Raw genomic sequence first — 19797 nt, 5'->3', positions numbered from 1 at the left:
ACAGGGAAGCAGGGACTACTTCGATCATTCTTCGCTTCATATTTAATTACAATGATTCTTTTTTACCATATCAATCACAAATTGTCAATTGCACTTAAATCATACCTACATTCGACACCTTATGATATAATATTTCTGATATATAGGAGGTTTGCTATGAATCAAAATGAATCAACATTTACAAAAAGATTTAAAGCTTTATCAAAAAAAGTACACGAATTAAAGATATTTAGACGAATCGGCATTACATACCAAGTATTTTGGAACTTATTTCTTATTTTCCTTATAGTAAGTTGTATGTCCCTTTTCTTTTTAGGCGGAACAGCTGCTGGTTATTTTGCTTCCTTAGTCAAAGATGAACCACTGCGAACAGCAGATGATATGAGGGAAAGAATCTATGATTATGAACAAACTAGTCAGGTCTTCTTTACTGATAATCAACCTTTAGGAGAATTACCGACAGACGTTGAAAGACATCAAATTGCGTTGAATGATATCTCTAAACATGTGAAAAATGCCATTATTGCAACAGAGGATGAATATTTTTACGAGCATGATGGGATCGTTCCAAAGGCAATTATGCGAGCAACATTTCAAGAATTTACAAACTCCTCTCTTCAAACAGGGGGAAGTACGCTAACACAACAATTAATTAAAAATCAGATTTTAACAAGTGAAGTTTCGTTTGACAGAAAAGCAACAGAAATCCTACTTGCAATGCGTCTTGAGCACTTTCTTGAAAAAGATGAAATTATAGAAGCTTACCTTAACATCGTTCCATTTGGTCGCAATGCATCTGGTAGACAAATCGCTGGAGTACAAGCGGCAGCAAGAGGAATTTTTGGAGTTGAAGCAAGTGATCTATCAATTCCACAAGCTGCTTATATTGCAGGTTTGCCACAAAGCCCATTTGGATACACGCCCTTTTCACCAAATGGTACAGTAAAGGAAAACATCGAACCTAGCATAAATCGAATGAAAACTGTTTTAACTAGAATGCATGAAAGTGGATTTATTACTACAGAAGAATTCAATAAAGCGCTGACATATGATGTGACTGAGCATTTCGCTAGCTCTACAGCTACTCCAATTGAGGAATTTCCTTATCTAACAAATGAGGTGTTACGTCGGGCTGCGGATGTTCTAGCCGAGCAAATAATCAAAGAAAATTATCCCAACTATGATGAACTAAACGAAGAAGAACGTTTGGAAATATCTACTCAAGCGTTGCAAGAAGCCAAGGCTGACCTTCGTAGTGAAGGCTATCGCATTCATACAACCATTGATAAAGATGTTTATCTCGCCATGCAAGAAGCTGTTCAGAATGATAATCTATTTGGACCAAATAAAAAGTGGGTTAACTCTGAAGGCGAAGAAATAGATGGTCAAGAAGAAGTAGGTTCTGTTTTAATCGAAAACCATACAGGTGCGATTAAAGGATTTATTGGCGGTCGCGATGAGGTTTATGGAAATTCATTCAATCGTGCTACTCAATCTTTCCGTCCGAACGGTTCGACGATGAAACCTCTTCTTGCTTATGCTCCAGCAATGGAAATTGGAGCGATTCAACCAGGGATTGTTGTACCTGATACGTATGCAACGTATCGTACTGGTAAAGAAATTCGCAACTTTGATCGAGGGCATCTTGGTCTTATTTCAGTACGAGAATCTTTAGCACGGTCAAGAAATGTACCTGCTGTTCGCTCATTTAATATGGTTCCATATGATCAAGCACGTAGTACGTTATTAAATTTTGGCTTTTCTATTCCGAGCGACGCTCCGTATGAATCTTCTCCATTAGGAGCAATTGATGTGACGGTTGAACAAAATACGAATGCCTTTTCAACATTTGCAAATGGAGGGAAATTTATTCAATCTTATATGATTGAAAAGATTGAAACAGCAAGTGGCGATCTTATTTACGAACACAAAAAGATTGAAAAGGAAGTATTCTCTCCACAAACAGCCTATCTCACACTAGATATGTTGAGAGACGTGCTAAAAAGTGGTGGTACAGCAAGTTCCCTTCCGAATAGGTTGGCGTTTTCTTCTGACTGGGCTGGAAAAACAGGAACAACTACCGACACTCAAGATTCTTGGTTTGTAGCGACCAATCCGAATGTCACTTTAGGAGTATGGATTGGTTACGATAAAAATCATCCAATTCAACAAAGAGTAGGTGGACTCAGGTATGGGGCTAGAACTCAACAAATTTGGGCGAATATAGCGAACGCTGCTTACCGTACTGAGCCAGATCTTATGGCTGTAGGCCAACGTTTTTCTAGACCTGATGGAATTGTTTCAAGAAGTATTTGCAGCTTAACAGGTTTACTACCATCCCCTATGTGTCAAGCAGCTGGTCTAGTAAAAACCGATTTATTTAACGCGAAATTTGTACCAACAAAAGCTGATGACAGTCTTGAAGGCGCTCGTTATGTCACAATTAACGGTTCAAATTATATGGCTTTATCATCAACTCCTGCTGAATTTACTGAGGAAGGGTTTATGATCTCAGATAGTTTTGGCGATTTAGATAACATTTCTCGTTATTTACCAGACAATATGCAAAATTTAATTCCAGACCGCGAAGCACCAAATAACGGACGAAATCCTGGAGTAGTGAACGGAGTCAACTTAAGTGGAAACACACTATCTTGGTTTAAACATCCTGATAAGGATATTGTTGGCTATCGTATTTATAGAGCGGCAAATGAAAGTACTAACTTTAGTTTATTTAATCAAGTTCGTGGGAATGAGACAACAAGCTTCAATGTAAATGGAGAGTCTTATTCTTATTATGTAACAGCCGTTGATTCCGCCGGTCGTGAATCATCCGCATCTTCTTTCGTAGAAGGTTCTAATTATAGGTCGGAACCTGAGTCGGAACCGGAACCTAAACCAGATCCTAAACCGGAACCTAAGCCTGAACCTAAACCTGAACCTAAGCCTGAACCTAAGCCTGAACCTAAGCCTGAACCTAAGCCTGAACCTAAGCCTGAACCTAAGCCTGAACCTAAGCCTGAACCTAAGCCTGAACCTAAGCCTGAACCTAAGCCTGATCCTAAACCGGAAAAGCCTGATGGAGAAGGAAATGGGGACGGAAATTAAAAAGCAAAGCGGTTAAAATTAGCCGCTTTGCTTTTTTCTATTCATCAAACCGAACAGTCAGTCTGTTAAAAAAGTTACATTATTGACGTACTTCCACTAAATAAATTCTTATTTAATCTTCCATCGTGGACAAATCGCCTGTTGGTAGATCAAGTTCCCAAGCTTTTAATACACGTCTCATAATTTTACCACTACGTGTCTTCGGAAGCTTATCTCTGAATTCAATCTCCCTCGGAGCAGCATGCGCAGCTAGGCCTTTCTTTACGAAGTTACGGATATCTTCTTGCAATTCTTCCGTTACTTCATAGCCCTCACGTAATGCAACAAATGCCTTGATAATTTCTCCTCTTACAGGATCTGGTTTACCGATTACACCAGCCTCCGCTACTGCTGGATGTTCAACAAGCTTGCTTTCCACTTCAAATGGTCCAACACGTTCACCAGACGTCATGATAACATCATCAATTCTTCCTTGGAACCAGAAGTACCCATCCTCATCCATGTAAGCTGAATCCCCTGATACATACCATCCATCAATTTCAAAATAACTATTGAATTTTTGCTCATTGTTCCAGACTGCGCGCATCATTGAAGGCCAACCTTTTTTAATAGCAAGATTACCCATTCTATTTGGAGGAAGCTCGTTTCCTTTATCATCAATGATTGCTGCTTTCACACCAGGAATTGGTTTCCCCATTGATCCTGGACGTACTTCCATAGAAGGATAGTTACAAATAACTTGTGCACCTGTTTCTGTCATCCACCACGTATCATGAATTCGTAGGTCAAATACTTTCATACCCCAACGAACTACTTCAGGATTCAATGGTTCACCAACACTTAATAAATGACGAAGATTCGATAGATCATATTTCTTAACTAACTCATCTCCAGCACTCATGAGCATCCGGAACGCAGTTGGAGCACTATACCAGACTGTTACTTGATAACGCTCTAAAGTCTCATACCAATCTTGTGGGCTAAATCGTCCTCCACGGATGACATTCGTAACACCAACTAACCATGGACCGAAGATTCCATAAGAAGTACCAGTTACCCAACCCGGATCAGCTGTGCACCAATAAACATCATCGTCTTTTAAGTCTAACACCCATTTTGCGGTTTGATAGTGTTGAAGCATCGCATTGTGTACATGAAGAACACCTTTGGGTTTACCTGTTGAACCAGACGTATAATGAAGAATTAATCCATCTTCACGATCCACCCATTCAATTTCAAGTTCGTCACTTGCAGCATGTAGGCGAGTAAGTAAATTTAAATATAAGTTATTTTCTTCAAAATTCTCATCTACAATAAAAACAGTTTCAAGACTAGGTAAGTCATCAACCGGAACACGTTCAAGAAGAGCAGGCGTTGTAATTAAAACTTTCGCTTCACTATCTTCGAGACGATCACGTACAGCACCTTCCATAAACGCTTCGAATAAAGGACCTACAATTGCTCCAATTTTTATCGCACCTAATACAGAGAAATAAAGTTCCGGAGAGCGAGGCATAAAGATAAATACGCGGTCCCCTTTTTCAACTCCAGCTTTTCTTAATACATTCCCTGCTTGGTTTGAGTATTTTTTCATATCATTAAAGGTATATTGTTCCACACGATTTATGTCACTATAATATAAAGCTACTTTATCTTTCTTTTCACCTTCAGCGTGACGATCAATTGCTTCATAGGCAAGATTGACTTTCCCTGTTTCCCCCCATGAAAAATCAGATTCTACGGATTTCCAATCAAATGTTTGAATTGCCTCTTCGTGGCTAGGTAAATTGTGATTTCCTGCTTTGGATGGAAGCGCTTGCATGTTCATAGTTGATCATCCTCCCTTTTATGTATTTACATCTTATATTATAATACATACAGAATATTATATCAATTTTAAATTCAAAAAAAGGCATCCCTTGGAATTTTTCCAATATATTTACTTATTGACAAAATCATGAAGATTTTATAATACTGCTTTACTTCATGTATAATGACGGAATAAGGCTGTTCAAAGGTGGGAACGTATAAATGAATTATAAAAAAACTTATTATTCTATTAACCTTCCATTTGAAGATCGAACTCTTATTTTAGAAGGGCCTATTTCCGCTCAGGCACTACAAGATTTTGATTTTCATTCGGGTTTAGTTGCTTTCAGACCTCCTGCACAACAAAAGAAAGCTTTGGTTGGAATTGCAGACTTACCTGAAGGTAGAATAAACATTGTCCGTGATGGCAATATGATTGTCGGCTATGTTACTTTTGTTTATCCCGATCCAATGGAACGTTGGTCTGAAGGAAATATGAAAGATCTACTAGAACTTGGGGCCATTGAAATAGCAAAAGAATACCGAGGGGTACAAATCGGTAAAAACCTACTTCGCTTATCGATGATGGATGATGCCATGGAAGATTACATTATTATCACAACTGAATATTATTGGCACTGGGACTTAAAAAGCAGTGGTTTAGACGTCTGGGAATATCGAAAGATCATGGAAAAGATGATGAGTGCAGGTGGGTTAGAATGGTACGCAACCGATGATCCTGAAATATGTTCTCATCCAGCAAACTGTCTAATGGTACGTATTGGAAAAAGGATAAAGACCGAATCAATCCAGCAATTTGATCAATTACGTTTTCAAAATAGATTTATGTACTAATGAATAAGGTGGTGCTTTTCTAGTGATTATTGAACATATCATGAAAAAAAATGTAATTACGCTAAGAGATACTTCGACGATTAAAGAGGCTATGCAACTATTAGAACTACATCAAATTCGCCATATCCCTGTTATTAATGAAAATCAAATATTGGTTGGCATTGTATCTGATAGTGACATTAGAGACGCGAGCCCATCTATTTTTCATTTTACTGATCATCTTGAAGATTTCCTCAAGCCAATTTCTACGATCATGAAAAAAAACGTGATAACTGCTCACCCACTCGATTTCGTGGAAGAAGTGTCGAGCTTATTTTATGAGAACCATATTGGTTGTTTACCTATTTTAGATGATGATGAACTTGTTGGAATCGTAACTGAAACAGACATGCTTCATACTCTTGTTGAATTAATGGGGGCACATCAGCCAAGCTCACATATTGAAGTGAAGGTTGAAAACATTACAGGAAAGTTGTCTGACATTGCTGCCATATTTAAAGATCTAAAAGTGAGTATAACAAGTGTTCTCGTTTATCCACATCAGGATCCTGCTTTTAAAGTACTAGTCTTCCGCGTACAAACGATTGACCCGCGACGTGTTGTCAAAGTGATTGAGGATAATGGTTATGATGTCATGTGGCCAAGTGAACCGGGCTTATGAAAATGAAAAATGATTCCGTATTTGTTTTCTCTAATGAACAACTTTCCTATCGATTTAATGACGATCATCCATTTAACCATCTACGTCTCCAACTTACTTATGACCTATTAAATGAACTTCAAGTAATCAAGGGTGATCAAATTCTACCTCCTAGAATGGCAACAGATGAAGAAATAGCCTTAATACATGATGAAGCTTTTATTGAAGCAGTTAAATCTGCTGGAAAAGGTCAATTAAATGAGACTGTGGCTGCGAATTATGGATTAGGAACCGATGATACCCCCATCTTCCCACATATGCACGAGGCAGCATCACTACTTGTAGGAGGGACTTTAACCGCTGTAGACGAAGTCATGGAAGGGCGGTCCAACCATGCACTTCACCTAGGTGGTGGACTTCATCACGGATTTAAAGGAAAAGCTTCTGGATTTTGTATCTATAATGATAGTTCGATCGCTATCGAATATATGAAAAAGAAATATGGCGCGCGGGTGTTATATGTCGATACAGATGCTCATCATGGCGATGGAGTGCAGTGGGCCTTTTATGATGACCCTGATGTATGTACATTAAGTATTCATGAAACCGGACGTTATCTCTTCCCCGGTACTGGACAGGTTCATGAAAAAGGATCGGGTAAGGGCTATGGCTTTTCGATAAATGTACCTGTGGATGCTTTTACGGAAGATGAATCATTTATCGACATTTATAAAAACGCTTTCAGAGAAGTAACTGCTTTTTTTAAACCAGATGTCATCTTAACTCAGAATGGTGCAGATGCCCATCATTTTGATCCACTGACTCATCTCTGCTCAACCATTAAAACTTTTAAGGAAATTCCCAAACTCGCACATGAGTTAGCTCACGAATATTGCGATGGTCGTTGGATTGCGGTGGGTGGTGGTGGCTATGATATTTGGAGAGTCGTTCCACGCGCATGGTCTTATATTTGGCTAACGATGACCGGTCAAATAGACTCTTTGCAACAGGAAATCCCAGAAAGTTGGATAAGAAAGTGGGCAAAGCAAGCAGAAGCTGAATTACCTCTTTTATGGGAAGACTATCATATAGTGCCAACTATCCCTCGTAAACAGGAAATAACAGAAAAAAATTACAAGACACTTGAAAAGGCTCTCTACCATATCCGAAACGAAATGAAACGATGACGTGTTTTTTTAACACGTCATCGTTTTCATAAGTTGCTAACTAGTATTCTAATGGCTTTTCAAATTTGTCTCTGCAATAAGGAAAAATCTTAACATAGACTTTATATCAGACAATCCCAGAATTAAACATCCTTAAGAATCGTAGATACAAGTAAATGTGATTGCTCACTTGCAAGTTGAGTAAATTCTACAAAGTTCATTGAGGCTTCGCCATTTGCCTTATCTGACATCGATCGAATAATAACAAAGGGAACTGCATTCATCGCTGCCACTTGGGCAACTGCTGCCCCTTCCATTTCAACACAAACTGCTTGGAATTCACTCCTTAAAGTTTGCACGTACTTTGCATCTGCAACGAATTGGTCTCCACTCACGATTCTCCCTTGAACAATATGACGATCGGTGCTTTCTTTTGCTGCTTTTACAGCCAGCTTTACTAGCTCCTCATCTGCTTGAAAATCCGAAGATCCCTGAAAATAAGGGATCTCTCCTTTCTTAAATCCTAAAGCTGTAACATCTATATCGTGTTGCATTGCACTTGTTGAAATGACTAAATCTCCTACATCTAAACTTTCATCTATGGCCCCTGCAACACCTGTAAATAATAAATGAGTAATTGCAAATCGATCAATTAAGATCTGCGTCGTAAGTGCTGCATTTACTTTTCCAACTCCACATTTACAAAGAACAATCTCCTTCTCACTTAGTATTCCTTCATAAAACGTTACGGTTGCATACTGATAGGTTTCAGTTATCTTCATTTCTGTTTTCATACGTTCGATTTCCTCATTCATTGCTCCTATAATACCAATTTTCATATTTATAGACCTCCTACATTTTTAGTATACACAACTTTCTTTCGTCAAGAAAATATTCTTGATTTAAAACCACTATAAAACAAAAAACTCAAGGGAATCCCTTGAGTTAAAAATCTTGTCCATCATCATACGATGGATCTGATATAACAATCACAACTCGTCGATTGGTTTGAAGATTTTCCACAGTTGTATTCGGAACCACTGGTCTTGTTTCACCATATCCTGTCGCGATAAAACGATTCGCTTCTAGATCATGCGTACCAATTAAAAATCGAATCACGCTACTAGCACGTGCGCCTGACAATTCCCAGTTTGAAGGAAAACGAAAAGTTGAAATCGGGCGACTATCTGTGTGTCCCTCAACTTTTACTGTATTCGGAATAGCTTTGAGAAGTGTACCGACTTTTGTTAAGAATGGTTCTGCTGTAGGTAACAATTTCGCTTCACCTGATTCAAAAAGTGTTCGTTCCTGTAATACAAGAACGACTCCTCTATCATCTCGTGACGCTGATATTAATTCAGTCAGTTCATTGTCTTCAAGAAACTCATTTACTTCTTTGTGCAATTCATCCATATCAACATCAGATTCATCCTTACCAAAATCACCTTCGAAAGGATCTTTTCGCTCTTCCGCTCCTTCTTCAGCTGGATTTTCAAATTCAATCGCAGAGGGCATAAACTCAAAGACTTGCCGCTGATTAAAAGACTCAGCAATTGCTCTGAACTTTTGTGCGTCCACAACAGACATTGAAAAAAGTAAAATAAAGAATACTAGAATGAGAGTCATCATGTCAGAAAAGGTTACCATCCATTTAGGGGCACCTTTATCCTCAGGACGCCTTCTACGCTTCATATGCATCACCTATGTTTTCTTCAACGATTTTATCTTTGGTGCTTAAAAATGCACTTAACTTCTCTTGAAGAACTTTAGGATTTTGCCCTGATTGAACACCAATAACACCTTCGATAATAATTTGTTTTACAAAAACTTCTTCATCTGTTTTATTAGAAAGCTTTGATGCCATTGGAATAAATACTAAATTCGCAAGGACTGTACCATATAAAGTGGTTAAAAGGGCAACAGCCATATTAGGGCCAAGTGAAGCTGGATCATTTAAGTTTTGTAGCATAAGAACTAGTCCAACTAACGTTCCTATCATTCCCCACGCTGGCGCATACTCACCTGCTTTTTCAAGTACAGATCTACCTTTTCGATGTCTTTCTTCCATTGCAACGACTTCGGCCATCATAATATCTTTAATAACATCAGGCTCAATTCCATCTACAGCTAACAGTATTCCCTTTTTTATAAAAGGATCTTCTACTTCATCTAACCCAGCTTCTAGGGCTAGCAAACCTTCTCTTCTTGCTTTTCCAGACAAGTCGACAAATGTGTCAATTAACTTTCTTAAATCATAGTTTTCGTCACGAAATGACTCCATTAGCACCTTTGGAACTACTTTTAGCTCAGCCATGGAAAAGTTAATAACGATTCCAGCTATAAGTCCTCCCACAACAATTAAGGTAGAAGCAATTTGAATAAAGAAAATAAGGCCAGAAGCTCCAGAGTTAGAAAGTACTGCCAATAACAACACCATTATACCTATAACAATGCCTACTGGCGTCGTAATATCAAATTTTTTCATATTCCTCTCCCTAAGGCGATTCAGCTTGTTTCTACTGTAGCTTAGTTATGAATCACCTATGATTTCGTAGATTGTCTAAATTCAATTCTGTGTGGGAGCACTACAATTTGGTCAGTTACTTCTTCTTTATTCATGAGCTTTGTTAATAGACGCATGGATACAGCACCTATATCATAAATAGGTTGTACAACCGTTGTTAACGTTGGTCGTACCATCGTGGCAAGACGCGTATTATCAAACCCTATAACTTCAAAGTCATTTGGAATGGAATAACCCTGATCTTGCGCTCCATGAATCACACCAAGAGCCATTTCGTCTGTTGATGCAAAGATAGCTGTTGGTTTTTCTTCTAACTCAAGAAACGTTTGCATAGCATCGATACCAGAGTCATACGTGTAATCACCAATGGCAATTAACTCTTCTTCGAAAGAAATCCCTGCATTTTCTAGTGCATCCCGATAACCTATAAATTTTTGGTAGCCATTAACCAGATCATCAAGAGTACCTGAAAGCATACCAATACGTTTGTGACCAGCTTCAATTAAGTGTGTAATCGCATCATAAACAGCTTGTTTATAATCGATGTTGACAGATGGAATCTCCTTATTAGAATCAAGAGTGGCTGCTAAAACAACCGGAACAGGGGAACGCTTGAATTGTTCAACATGTTCGTCTGTTATATGACCGCCCATAAAAACAATACCATCCACTTGTTTTTCAAGTAAGGTATTGATAAGGTGAATCTCCTTGTCTTGATTTTGGTCAGAGTTACAAAGGATAATATTGTACTTATACATCGTAGCAATATCCTCGATCCCCCTTGCTAATTCAGCAAAGAAGATGCTGGAAATATCCGGAATGATCACTCCAACTGTTGTTGTTTTTTTACTTGCTAGTCCACGTGCCACTGCATTTGGACGATAACCTAACCGTTCAATTGCCTCAAGTACTTTTTTTCTAGTTGCAGGTTTCACGTTAGGGTTTCCGTTTACAACCCGTGAAACGGTCGCCATCGAGACACCTGCTTCTCTTGCTACATCATAAATTGTTGTGTTCACAAATGATCCTCCTCTATGTCATTCAAACATAATCGTAATTAGTAATATTGTTATCATACGATACTCTGAAGAGGTCCGCAATGTTCTACACTATATATATCGACACTCTTCGAGAAATCTTCATAGTATTTTCAAGAGATTTCACAAAAAGGTTGGTTTTTATCTTTTTGTGAAATCTCTAAAGAAAACAAATAAGGTTGACCTTAGTTTAGGTCAACCTTAACTTTTTATCCCTTTTATCCCTTATATAAACCAGAAGCCAAAAGCTCATCAATAAATTTGTTGAATTGTGGAATATCCATTTGTTGAGCTGAATCTGATAGAGCAACAGCTGGATCTGGGTGAACCTCTGCCATAACTGCATCTGCACCAATTGCAAAAGCTGCTTTGGCTGTTGGAAGTAATAAATCACGACGTCCAGTAGAATGCGTTACATCAACAAGTACTGGTAAATGCGTTTCTTGTTTTAAAATAGGAACAGCTGAAATATCTAATGTGTTTCTAGTAGCTGTTTCGTACGTTCTAATTCCACGCTCACAAAGCATAAGATCATTATTACCATTTGCTACTACATACTCAGCTGCATGAATAAACTCTGAAATCGTAGCTGATAATCCACGTTTTAATAGAACTGGTTTTTGAACAGATCCAACTGCCTTTAACAACTCAAAGTTGTGCATATTGCGTGCTCCAATTTGAATTACATCAAGGTATTCCACTGCTTTTTCAATATCAGCGGGATTAACAATTTCACTAATTACAACCATATCAAGTTCATCCGCAACTTTTTTAAGAATTTGCAGCCCTTCAAGACCTAGACCTTGGAAATCATATGGAGATGTACGAGGCTTAAATGCTCCTCCTCGAAGTAACCTAATACCGCGCTCTTTAAGTGCCTTAGCAACGGTTAGAACTTGTTCGTAACTTTCGACGGCACATGGGCCCATCACTAGACGTTGAACGCCATCGCCCATCATAACACCTTTCAGATCAACAACTGTATTTTCAGGGTGTTTTTTTCGTGAAACAAGCAATGCTTTGCTGTGATCTTCTTCTTGAAGCTCTAAGCTTGCTTTGAATATTTGTTTGAATAAATGCTGTAATGTTGCTGTTTCAAATGGCCCTTTATTATGTTCTGCAATATGGTCAAGCATACTCCGCTCTCGCACAGGATCAAATCGATTCACACCTTGTGTACTTTTCACTTTTCCAATTTCCTGTACAAGAAGAGCTCGCTCGTTAATCACTTCAAGAAGCTTAAGATTCACCTCGTCTAATTCGGTTCTCAACAAATCTAATTTTTCGTTACTCACTATACTCCACTCCCTTTTTTCATTGGCTTCTTTATTTTATATTATTATAAGCCATAATAAACACAATGTCACTAATTTTCTTTAATACTTAAAAGCTTTTACGCATTAATACTTTAACTAATTAAAGCGCAACGTAGATTTTTCTTACTTAAACCGGAAATCTTTAGTAAACTAAATTAACAGAGGGTAAATTTGAACTCATTGATTCCGTTGTAAAAGAACATGATGAAAGAGCTATGCTTGATGGTCAATTCACGATATTCCTTCTGTTGCAAAGGTGATTCAATTTATAAAGGGAAGCTTAGAAGAGCGCCATGGTTCACTAAAGAAGGTTTGTGTTGCAGCTGCAGGGCGATCCCTAAAAACAATGCGATCTCGCTATAACACAAATATTGAAACAAAGCCTATGCTTTCCCGAGATGATTTGCTGCACTTGGAATTAAGTGCCTTTCAAAATGCTCAATTCCTTTTAGCTAATGAATACGAAGGAAATGCACCCTTCGAATATTATTGTGTTGGGTACTCGGTTTTAAATTACTTACTTGATGAGGAACCAATCGGTAGCCTACTTGATCAAATGGGTAAGCAAGCATCCGTAGAAGTCATTGCGACATTTTTGCCTAAAGTAGTTGCCGAATCCTTATTAGCAGCTCTTACAAGGGCTGATTATTAGAAGCATTAACACTTGAACCGATAGCAGCAATTAATGTATTAATTCCTTCCTCGATGCGTAGATTGAATGCTGCATTAGTTGATATTGGAGCCGGTACATCCGACATTGCTATTACTGATGAAAACACAGTAATTGCTTACGGGATGGTGCCAGTTGCAGGGGATGAAATAACAGAAGCAATTAGTGATCATTTCCTCCTTGACTTTTCAGATGCTGAAAAAGTAAAAAGAGAACTCTCTATTCAAGAAACTGTTCAAATTACAGATATTTTGGGACTTGAGAACACGCATAAAAAATCTGAAGTCATCGACCCGATTATAGATACGATCCAAGACCTTGCTCTTTCTATAAGCAAGGAAATACTTAAGCTTAATGGAAAAGCACCGAAAGCTGTTATGTTAGTTGGTGGCGGCAGTATGACTCCACATCTACCTAAACTCATTGCAAAAGCTCTTGAACTACCCGAAAGTCGTGTCGCTATTCGTGGGGCTGACGCCATTAAGTTGTTAAAACTTAATGAAGCAAGTTTATATGGACCTGAACTAGTTACTCCAATTGGAATCGCAATTGCAGCAAAGCAAAATCCAATTTAGTACATTAGTGTCTTTGTCAACGGACGAACTCTTCGTTTATTTGATGTTAAAACGTTAACAGTAGGGGATGGCTTACTCGCTGCTGGAATTGATATTGCCAAACTATATGGGAAGCCAGGTCTTGCCATTATGGCTACAGTTCAAGACCAGTTAATCTCGATACCTGGAAAACATGGAGCCCCGCCTACTCTTTTAAAAAATGGGAAGGTCACAACTTTAGATTCACCATTAGAACCTGGTGATAACCTTAATGTAGAGCGCGGAACAAATGGAAAGGCAGCTACTGTTTCTATTCGAGAGTTAGTGGATGATCTCCCTGATTTAACCCTAATTATAAACGGCGTGGAAAAACATTTTAAAGCCAAGTTTTTTCTAAATGGAAAGATCAAGGCACCTGACACGCTTGTGAATGATCGAGATCATGTAACGATAAGTCAGAATGAAACCTTACAAGACCTTCTTATTGCTTTAAACATCTCAGAAAAATTTAAACCTTGCTACATTACAGTTAATAAAGAAACATGGGTGTATCAGAAGCATATACCAATCATTTATATAAACAACCAACAAAAAAATTTGAGCGACAAGATAAACTACAAAGACACTATTGACTGGAATGTAAATCCACCTAAACAGCAGATTATTGATTTACTTTCATCTCGACAAATAAAAGTACGTACAAATATAACTGTTTTCTTCAATGAAAAACCATTAACATTAGAAAAGCCTTTAGTAGAAGTTTATCAAGATAACCAGCTACTTCAATTAGATGACGAATTATTAACACATGATCACCTAACATTAATTACCCATAAAGCACAGCCTTTCATTCTACAAGATGCATTCCTTCTAGTGGATCTGACCATAGATTCTTTATCAGGAAAACAACTTATTATCAACAAAAACGGAGAACAAGCCACCTTCAGCAGCCCCCTCAACAACGGAGATAAAATTGAACTAGCCATACAATAAAAAGGCCGGTTTTGCCTTTTTATTGTATGGCTAAGCAATGAGCGAAGCCGATGCTTTCTCTCTGATTCAATAATAAAAAACTGAGCAAGGAAGTTTCCCCCCCTAGCTCAGTCTCATCAAAAATAGTATGGATTGAAATTTATTATTTCTCTGCTTCCACTTTTGCTTGAACATCATCTACTTCTTTTTTTACATTTTCAACAATTTCTTCACTAGCATCTTCAACATCTCCAGCTAAATCATCAACAATTTCTTCAGTAGTTGCTTTAGTTTCTTCTGCCTCAGACTTTAAATTAGATGTTGCTTCTTTTACTTTATCGACTACTTGAGTAGATTGTTCAGAAACTACCTTTGCAATCGAATTCGATTTATCTTTAGCATAACTCGCCCATTCATTACCTTTTTCATATGCCGTCGAAGTAAACTGATTTGTTTTATCCTTGGCAACTTGCGCTTGCTCAGAAAGATCGCTTCGTAATTCTTTCCCTGATTTTGGAGCTAGGAATAAGGCTGCAGATGCACCTACAATTCCTCCAATTAGTGATCCAATTAAAAAATCCTTTGTGTTCATTTCACTCATTATTTTTCTCCTCCTTGGGTTTCTTTTTGTTCTTTTTTTTGCTTGAATTTCCCATATAAATCAATAGCGACATTGCCCCATTGAACGGCTTTTGCAATTTGATCTGATTGCTTAACAACCTGAGTTGACACCGTATTGGAGACATGCCTAATTGATTGATTCACTTGTCCTACTGACTCGCCTAATTCCTTAACTGAAGAAAAGACAGTATTTAATGATTCCGATTTTTCTTGAATATCATCAGCTAAGCGATTCGTACGATGTAGGAGTTCTTCTGTTTCTTTCGTAATCCCATTGATCTGCTTTTCTAAACCCGCCATCGTATTGGCCACATGATCTAATGTTCGATTTGCTGATTTTAATGTACGAACAAGGAAAATTACTAACACCGCAAAAGCAATTGCGGCGACTAAAGCACTTATGTATAGTAAGACCTCCATTAAGCCTTCACCTCCCTTTACACCTCATCTAGATATGTATATCTTAATACCCACTCTTTATGTCATTTAAACCTTTCTTTGATAAGATATTCGATAAAAACTTCAGATCTCCTGCAATTATTTAAAATTACAGTTACTGTTATGTTCTTCTGAAATCGTATACAATAGTAAAAATGAACGTTAAGGAGGTAAGTCAATGAAAGATCCTAGAATTCAATTATTAGCAAAAAATTTAATTACGTATTCTGTCGAATTAAAAAAGGGAGAAAAAGTTTTAATTGAAAATTTCGGTTTACAACGTGAGCTAGTAACTGCTCTTGTACAAGAGGCTTATGAGGCAGGCGGATACCCTTTTGTCCTATTAAAAGATCACCAAGTAGATCGGTCATTACTGTTTGGGGCACAAGAAGAGCAGCTTAATATGATGGCTACTTTTGAAGCACAAGTAATGAGTGAAATGGACGCCTATATAGGATTGCGTGCCGGTGATAACATCTCTGAACTATCTGATGTCCCAAGTGATAAGATGGCTTTACACAGTAAAACAATTGGAACAAAGGTTCATCGTGAAATACGTGTCCCGAAAACGAAATGGGTGGTATTGCGTTACCCAAGTTCATCTATGGCCCAATTAGCTAACACAAGTACAGAAGCATTTGAAGATTTTTACTTTAATGTCTGTAATCTTGATTACAGCAAGATGAACGATGCGATGGGTGCGTTAGTAGCCTTGATGGATAGAACCGATAAAGTTCAGTTAAAAGGACCGGGAACAGATTTAACTTTCTCTATTAAAGACGTTCCAGCTATTAAATGTGCGGGAAAACGCAATATTCCAGATGGAGAAGTGTATACCGCTCCTGTTCGCAACTCTATTAATGGTACGATTACATACAATACACCTTCTCCGTACCAAGGATTCACTTTTGAGAACATTTCATTCACTTTCGAGAGCGGTAAAATTATTGAAGCGACTGCGAATGACAGCGATCGTATTAATACCATTTTAAATACAGATGATGGCGCTCGTTTCATTGGCGAATTTGCGATTGGAGTCAATCCATATATCCAGCATCCAATGAAGGATATTCTTTTTGATGAAAAGATTGATGGCAGTTTCCACTTTACACCTGGACAATGCTATGAAGAAGCTTCAAATGGCAATGATTCAAGTATTCACTGGGATATTGTGATGATCCAGCGTCCTGAATACGGTGGTGGAGAAATTTACTTTGATGATATCCTTATACGAAAAGATGGTCGATTTGTGCTGCCTGAACTGGAAGCTTTGAATCCAGAGAATTTAAAATAATTTTCTTTATAAAAATAGCTAATTAACCTCCTCTATAGAGGAGGTTTTCTGTTTGCAAAGCTGACACACATAGAATCGATTTTTGATTCATGACATTCTAAACTTTAACGCTATTCCTCATAAAAAAAAGCAAACCAAGCTATAATTAACCTAGTTTGCTTCATTCATATAAATTACAAAGTATTCTCATATGCTTGTTGAAACTTTTGAATATCGCCTGCACCCATAAATAACAAAACACTATTCTCATGGTTTTTTAATATGGCAATCGATTCTTCTGTAATTAATTTGGCACCACTTATTAGGTCTTTCAAATCATCAATTGTTAGTGTACTTGCTTGCTCCCTTGCTGAACCAAAAATATCACACAGATATACAAAATCCGCCTTTGATAAAGATTCAGCGAACTCCTTTAAAAATGTTTTCGTTCTTGTAAACGTATGTGGTTGAAAAATAGCGACCACATTGTGATTTGGATATTTTTGCTTCGTCGCTTCAATCGTAGCAGCAATTTCAGTTGGATGATGTGCATAATCATCAATTAAAATTTGCTTCTCTACTATCTTTTCACTAAAACGACGTTTAACACCTTGGAACGTTTTTAAGTGCTCGCCCACAACTTCGGCTGATACATTTTCATAATGACAAAGAGCAATAACAGCTAAGGCATTCAATACGTTATGTTTACCATATCCAGGTATAATAAAACCACCGTATAAGCTATTACGCACGTATACATCGAATTTCGTACCTTCTGTAGTCGTTTCCACTCCCCTGGCTTGAAAATCATTATCTTCATTAAAACCATAATAAACGACAGGCACATTTGCATGGATTCCTTGTAAATGTTCATCATCACCACAAGCAACAATGGCCTTTTTTACTTGCATCGCCATTTGTTGAAAAGCAGAAAATACGTCTTGAACATCTTTAAAATAATCAGGATGATCAAAATCAACATTCGTCATAATACAATAATCTGGTTTGTAATTTAAAAAGTGTCTTCGATATTCACATGCTTCAAAAGCAAAATACTTTGAGTCCTCTTCTCCTTTTCCTGTTCCATCTCCGATTAAATAAGAAGTTGGAAAAGCAGAACCAAGTACATGTGCTAATAAACCTGTAGTCGACGTTTTACCATGTGAACCTGTTACAGCTATGCTTGTAAACTGTTGAATAAACTCTCCTAGGAAGATCGGATATTTTTTCACTTCAAGACCTAACTCATGTGCCCGTTGTACTTCTTCATGATCGTCCCCGTACGCCGCTGAAACGACAATTTGTTGATCATTTTTAATATTATTACGTTCAAAGGGGAATAAATGAATTCCTTTTTGCTCAAGGGGCCTCTGTGTGAAAAATTGTTTCTCTACATCAGAACCTTGCACAGGAAAGTTCATATCGTGCAGCACTTGAGCTAATGCACTCATTCCAGACCCCTTTATTCCAATAAAATGAAAATTTGTCATAGTTGGACCTCCAAAATTCACATCGTTTTTTTTGCGTCCAATGAAGTCAATCTTTATTCTTGCTTAAACTTTTTCATTGACCCATTATATCAGAAAACGACGCTTTCACCAATTTGAGCCGTTCTTAATATCCACACCCAATAGTATATGATATAACATGAAAAAAAGACCCACTGAAGCCAGTAGGTCTTCAACATTATAACTCGACAATTTGTAATCTAGGATTTTCTCTGAAGCGTCGCCCTGCTTTTGCTTCGTGTTCTCCATTTAGAAGAACATTATCTCCAGTAAATGCAATATGTAGTTTCAATAAACTGCCACCCACTCCATAAATGTCGACTGGCACACCGACTTCTTCATATTCTTTAATTCTTGAAGCATTAAACCCTCCAGTAGCAACAATTTTCACATAATTGAAACCTTCATGATCTAATGCTTCTCGAAGAGCAAACAACAAAGTCGGATTCGCGCCTCGAGGATCAAAGGAACCCATAATTTCTGGATTTCTGCAGAAAAACTGATCGATCATCGTCCTCGATGTATCAATCCGAACACCCTTTAAATCAGTTCCAAATTCACGAGCTACTTTTAATGAATCTGTGATCACATCATTGTTGTAATCGACGAGTGCCATTAATTCATCTTCGGGATAGGTTTCTTTATATGCCCTTGTTGCTTCGACAACGTCACCGCGGAACAACTGAATCAGCGCGTGTGGCATCGTACCCATCCCTTGTTTCCCCCACCATTCGCTCATTGCATGTGTCGCCTGCGCTTTGGATCCTCCAATAAAAGCTGCATATCCATCACCGGCTTGTTGGGTAAAATGGTCATCGCGATCTCCCATAAAAATAATTGGTTTTTGAACTCCAGACTGTCTAGCTGCTTTTGCTACATTATAGACATTCGTGGCAACTGATGTTCTTCGAGCAAGAATACCATCGATGAGCCCTTCTAAATAACCAAAGTCCTCATATTTACCTGTTATCGTGAATACTGTTTCAAATGGTTTAATTTTATCTCCATCTTCCAAAGACCTGAGTTCTAGATGTTTGGCATCCTTGGCAAAGGTATGAATCAATGCAATAACTTCGTCTGTCCCACAAAGAACAGCATGCTCTTTTTGAAAAAACTGCATCGTCACCATATTATTCGGACGGTATTTTTCTACTATTTCCCTTGTTTTTAGAAAATAGACCGCAGAAAACCAACCTTCTTTAACCCGTCTATCAAACTTAAATGTCTCGTTGGTTAAACGTTTGATTTCCCCGTTTAATTTCCGTGTAATTTCTTTCATCGTTTAAACTCCTTGTATCCGACCCTT

Annotated in this window: 18 protein-coding genes and 1 other annotated feature (1 of these 19 only partly in view); of the genes, 8 read left to right on the top strand and 10 right to left on the bottom strand. The window is 37.8% G+C overall.

The features are described 5' to 3' along the window. Positions 1 to 41: a binding site (T-box leader), on the bottom strand; it reaches 168 nt to the left of the window's first position. Positions 42 to 156: 115 nt separating this feature from the next. Continuing rightward, entirely contained in the window at positions 157 to 3108 is a 2952-nt protein-coding gene (locus tag LDX58_RS09375) for a transglycosylase domain-containing protein (RefSeq protein ID WP_227936577.1), read from the top strand. 112 nt (positions 3109 to 3220) lie between these two features. Here LDX58_RS09375 and acsA read toward each other — a convergent pair whose 3' ends face one another. Further along, the gene (gene acsA / locus LDX58_RS09370; protein WP_227936576.1) at positions 3221 to 4936 is read right to left on the bottom strand and encodes an acetate--CoA ligase; all 1716 of its coding nucleotides are present in this window, start codon (positions 4934 to 4936) and stop codon (positions 3221 to 3223) included. Between the two features lie 203 nt (positions 4937 to 5139). Here acsA and LDX58_RS09365 point away from each other — a divergent pair, with 203 nt between their 5' ends. The 3 genes from LDX58_RS09365 to LDX58_RS09355 are packed head-to-tail and all read left to right on the top strand — an operon-like array spanning position 5140 to position 7599. Then, positions 5140 to 5772, top strand: a complete 633-nt coding sequence (locus tag LDX58_RS09365) for a GNAT family N-acetyltransferase (RefSeq protein ID WP_227936575.1) — start codon at positions 5140 to 5142, stop codon at positions 5770 to 5772. A 22-nt stretch (positions 5773 to 5794) separates the two neighbouring features. Next, positions 5795 to 6433 carry an acetoin utilization AcuB family protein gene (locus LDX58_RS09360; RefSeq protein ID WP_227936574.1) on the top strand — a complete coding sequence of 213 codons (639 nt, stop codon included), beginning with the start codon at positions 5795 to 5797 and terminating at the stop codon, positions 6431 to 6433. A gap of 2 nt (positions 6434 to 6435) precedes the next feature. Further along, positions 6436 to 7599, top strand: coding sequence for an acetoin utilization protein AcuC (locus tag LDX58_RS09355; protein WP_227936871.1), 1164 nt, complete (start codon positions 6436 to 6438; stop codon positions 7597 to 7599). A 122-nt stretch (positions 7600 to 7721) separates the two neighbouring features. Here the strand turns inward: LDX58_RS09355 and LDX58_RS09350 are convergent, their stop codons facing one another. From LDX58_RS09350 to LDX58_RS09330, 5 genes are all read right to left on the bottom strand, one after another. Next, complete coding sequence (locus LDX58_RS09350; protein WP_227936573.1) at positions 7722 to 8417, bottom strand: 5'-methylthioadenosine/adenosylhomocysteine nucleosidase; 696 nt, start codon at positions 8415 to 8417, stop codon at positions 7722 to 7724. A 106-nt stretch (positions 8418 to 8523) separates the two neighbouring features. Then, complete coding sequence (motS, locus tag LDX58_RS09345) at positions 8524 to 9270, bottom strand: flagellar motor protein MotS (RefSeq protein WP_227936572.1); 747 nt, start codon at positions 9268 to 9270, stop codon at positions 8524 to 8526. Beyond that, on the bottom strand, positions 9260 to 10063 hold the full coding sequence (gene motP, locus LDX58_RS09340; RefSeq protein WP_227936571.1) for a flagellar motor protein MotP: 804 nt from the start codon (positions 10061 to 10063) through the stop codon (positions 9260 to 9262). The genes motS and motP overlap by 11 nt, the downstream gene beginning before the upstream one ends. A 56-nt stretch (positions 10064 to 10119) precedes the next feature. Further along, the gene (ccpA, locus tag LDX58_RS09335) at positions 10120 to 11121 is read right to left on the bottom strand and encodes a catabolite control protein A (protein WP_227936570.1); all 1002 of its coding nucleotides are present in this window, start codon (positions 11119 to 11121) and stop codon (positions 10120 to 10122) included. Positions 11122 to 11357: 236 nt separating this feature from the next. Next, complete coding sequence (locus LDX58_RS09330; RefSeq protein WP_227936569.1) at positions 11358 to 12434, bottom strand: bifunctional 3-deoxy-7-phosphoheptulonate synthase/chorismate mutase; 1077 nt, start codon at positions 12432 to 12434, stop codon at positions 11358 to 11360. A 277-nt stretch (positions 12435 to 12711) separates the two neighbouring features. Between LDX58_RS09330 and LDX58_RS09325 the strand changes: the two genes are divergently transcribed. The 3 genes from LDX58_RS09325 (at position 12712) to LDX58_RS09315 (ending at position 14672) form a co-directional block, all read left to right on the top strand. Then, the gene (locus LDX58_RS09325; protein WP_227936568.1) at positions 12712 to 13107 is read left to right on the top strand and encodes a cell division protein FtsA; all 396 of its coding nucleotides are present in this window, start codon (positions 12712 to 12714) and stop codon (positions 13105 to 13107) included. Positions 13108 to 13169: 62 nt separating this feature from the next. After that, a complete protein-coding gene (locus tag LDX58_RS09320; RefSeq protein WP_265416620.1) occupies positions 13170 to 13700 on the top strand; it encodes a cell division FtsA domain-containing protein in 531 nt (176 codons plus the stop codon). Positions 13701 to 13829: 129 nt separating this feature from the next. Further along, the gene (locus LDX58_RS09315) at positions 13830 to 14672 is read left to right on the top strand and encodes a hypothetical protein (RefSeq protein WP_227936567.1); all 843 of its coding nucleotides are present in this window, start codon (positions 13830 to 13832) and stop codon (positions 14670 to 14672) included. A gap of 142 nt (positions 14673 to 14814) precedes the next feature. Here the strand turns inward: LDX58_RS09315 and LDX58_RS09310 are convergent, their stop codons facing one another. Further along, a complete protein-coding gene (locus LDX58_RS09310) occupies positions 14815 to 15252 on the bottom strand; it encodes a YtxH domain-containing protein (RefSeq protein ID WP_227936566.1) in 438 nt (145 codons plus the stop codon). Continuing rightward, positions 15252 to 15692 (bottom strand): DUF948 domain-containing protein, encoded by a 441-nt coding sequence (locus LDX58_RS09305; RefSeq protein WP_227936565.1) that lies wholly within the window; start codon positions 15690 to 15692, stop codon positions 15252 to 15254. The genes LDX58_RS09310 and LDX58_RS09305 overlap by 1 nt, the downstream gene beginning before the upstream one ends. 196 nt (positions 15693 to 15888) lie before the next feature. Between LDX58_RS09305 and LDX58_RS09300 the strand changes: the two genes are divergently transcribed. Continuing rightward, a complete protein-coding gene (locus LDX58_RS09300; protein ID WP_227936564.1) occupies positions 15889 to 17004 on the top strand; it encodes an aminopeptidase in 1116 nt (371 codons plus the stop codon). A gap of 173 nt (positions 17005 to 17177) precedes the next feature. On the opposite strand, the gene murC is transcribed toward LDX58_RS09300, so the two are convergent. Beyond that, on the bottom strand, positions 17178 to 18473 hold the full coding sequence (gene murC / locus LDX58_RS09295; protein ID WP_227936563.1) for a UDP-N-acetylmuramate--L-alanine ligase: 1296 nt from the start codon (positions 18471 to 18473) through the stop codon (positions 17178 to 17180). Between the two features lie 196 nt (positions 18474 to 18669). Then, entirely contained in the window at positions 18670 to 19770 is a 1101-nt protein-coding gene (locus LDX58_RS09290; RefSeq protein WP_227936562.1) for a nicotinate phosphoribosyltransferase, read from the bottom strand. Positions 19771 to 19797: the final 27 nt, after the last annotated feature.

The organism is Alkalihalobacillus deserti (assembly GCF_020734105.1).
GTDB classification, from domain to species: domain Bacteria; phylum Bacillota; class Bacilli; order Bacillales; family Bacillaceae_D; genus Halalkalibacter; species Halalkalibacter deserti.
The sequence above is the reverse complement of the archived record's forward strand: the minus strand, read 5'-3'. Positions and strand labels throughout refer to the sequence as shown.

Excerpts from the sequence above, each read along its gene's own strand:
- motP (WP_227936571.1), bottom strand. The coding sequence starts at position 10,063 with ATGAAAAAATTTGATATTACGACGCCAGTAGGCATTGTTATAGGTATA.
- murC (WP_227936563.1), bottom strand. The coding sequence starts at position 18,473 with ATGACAAATTTTCATTTTATTGGAATAAAGGGGTCTGGAATGAGTGCA.
- LDX58_RS09355 (WP_227936871.1), top strand. The coding sequence starts at position 6,436 with ATGAAAAATGATTCCGTATTTGTTTTCTCTAATGAACAACTTTCCTAT.
- LDX58_RS09305 (WP_227936565.1), bottom strand. The coding sequence starts at position 15,692 with ATGGAGGTCTTACTATACATAAGTGCTTTAGTCGCCGCAATTGCTTTT.
- motS (WP_227936572.1), bottom strand. The coding sequence starts at position 9,270 with ATGAAGCGTAGAAGGCGTCCTGAGGATAAAGGTGCCCCTAAATGGATG.
- LDX58_RS09365 (WP_227936575.1), top strand. The coding sequence starts at position 5,140 with ATGAATTATAAAAAAACTTATTATTCTATTAACCTTCCATTTGAAGAT.
- LDX58_RS09375 (WP_227936577.1), top strand. The coding sequence starts at position 157 with ATGAATCAAAATGAATCAACATTTACAAAAAGATTTAAAGCTTTATCA.
- LDX58_RS09300 (WP_227936564.1), top strand. The coding sequence starts at position 15,889 with ATGAAAGATCCTAGAATTCAATTATTAGCAAAAAATTTAATTACGTAT.
- acsA (WP_227936576.1), bottom strand. The coding sequence starts at position 4,936 with ATGAACATGCAAGCGCTTCCATCCAAAGCAGGAAATCACAATTTACCT.
- LDX58_RS09290 (WP_227936562.1), bottom strand. The coding sequence starts at position 19,770 with ATGAAAGAAATTACACGGAAATTAAACGGGGAAATCAAACGTTTAACC.
- LDX58_RS09350 (WP_227936573.1), bottom strand. The coding sequence starts at position 8,417 with ATGAAAATTGGTATTATAGGAGCAATGAATGAGGAAATCGAACGTATG.
- LDX58_RS09310 (WP_227936566.1), bottom strand. The coding sequence starts at position 15,252 with ATGAGTGAAATGAACACAAAGGATTTTTTAATTGGATCACTAATTGGA.
- LDX58_RS09315 (WP_227936567.1), top strand. The coding sequence starts at position 13,830 with ATGGCTACAGTTCAAGACCAGTTAATCTCGATACCTGGAAAACATGGA.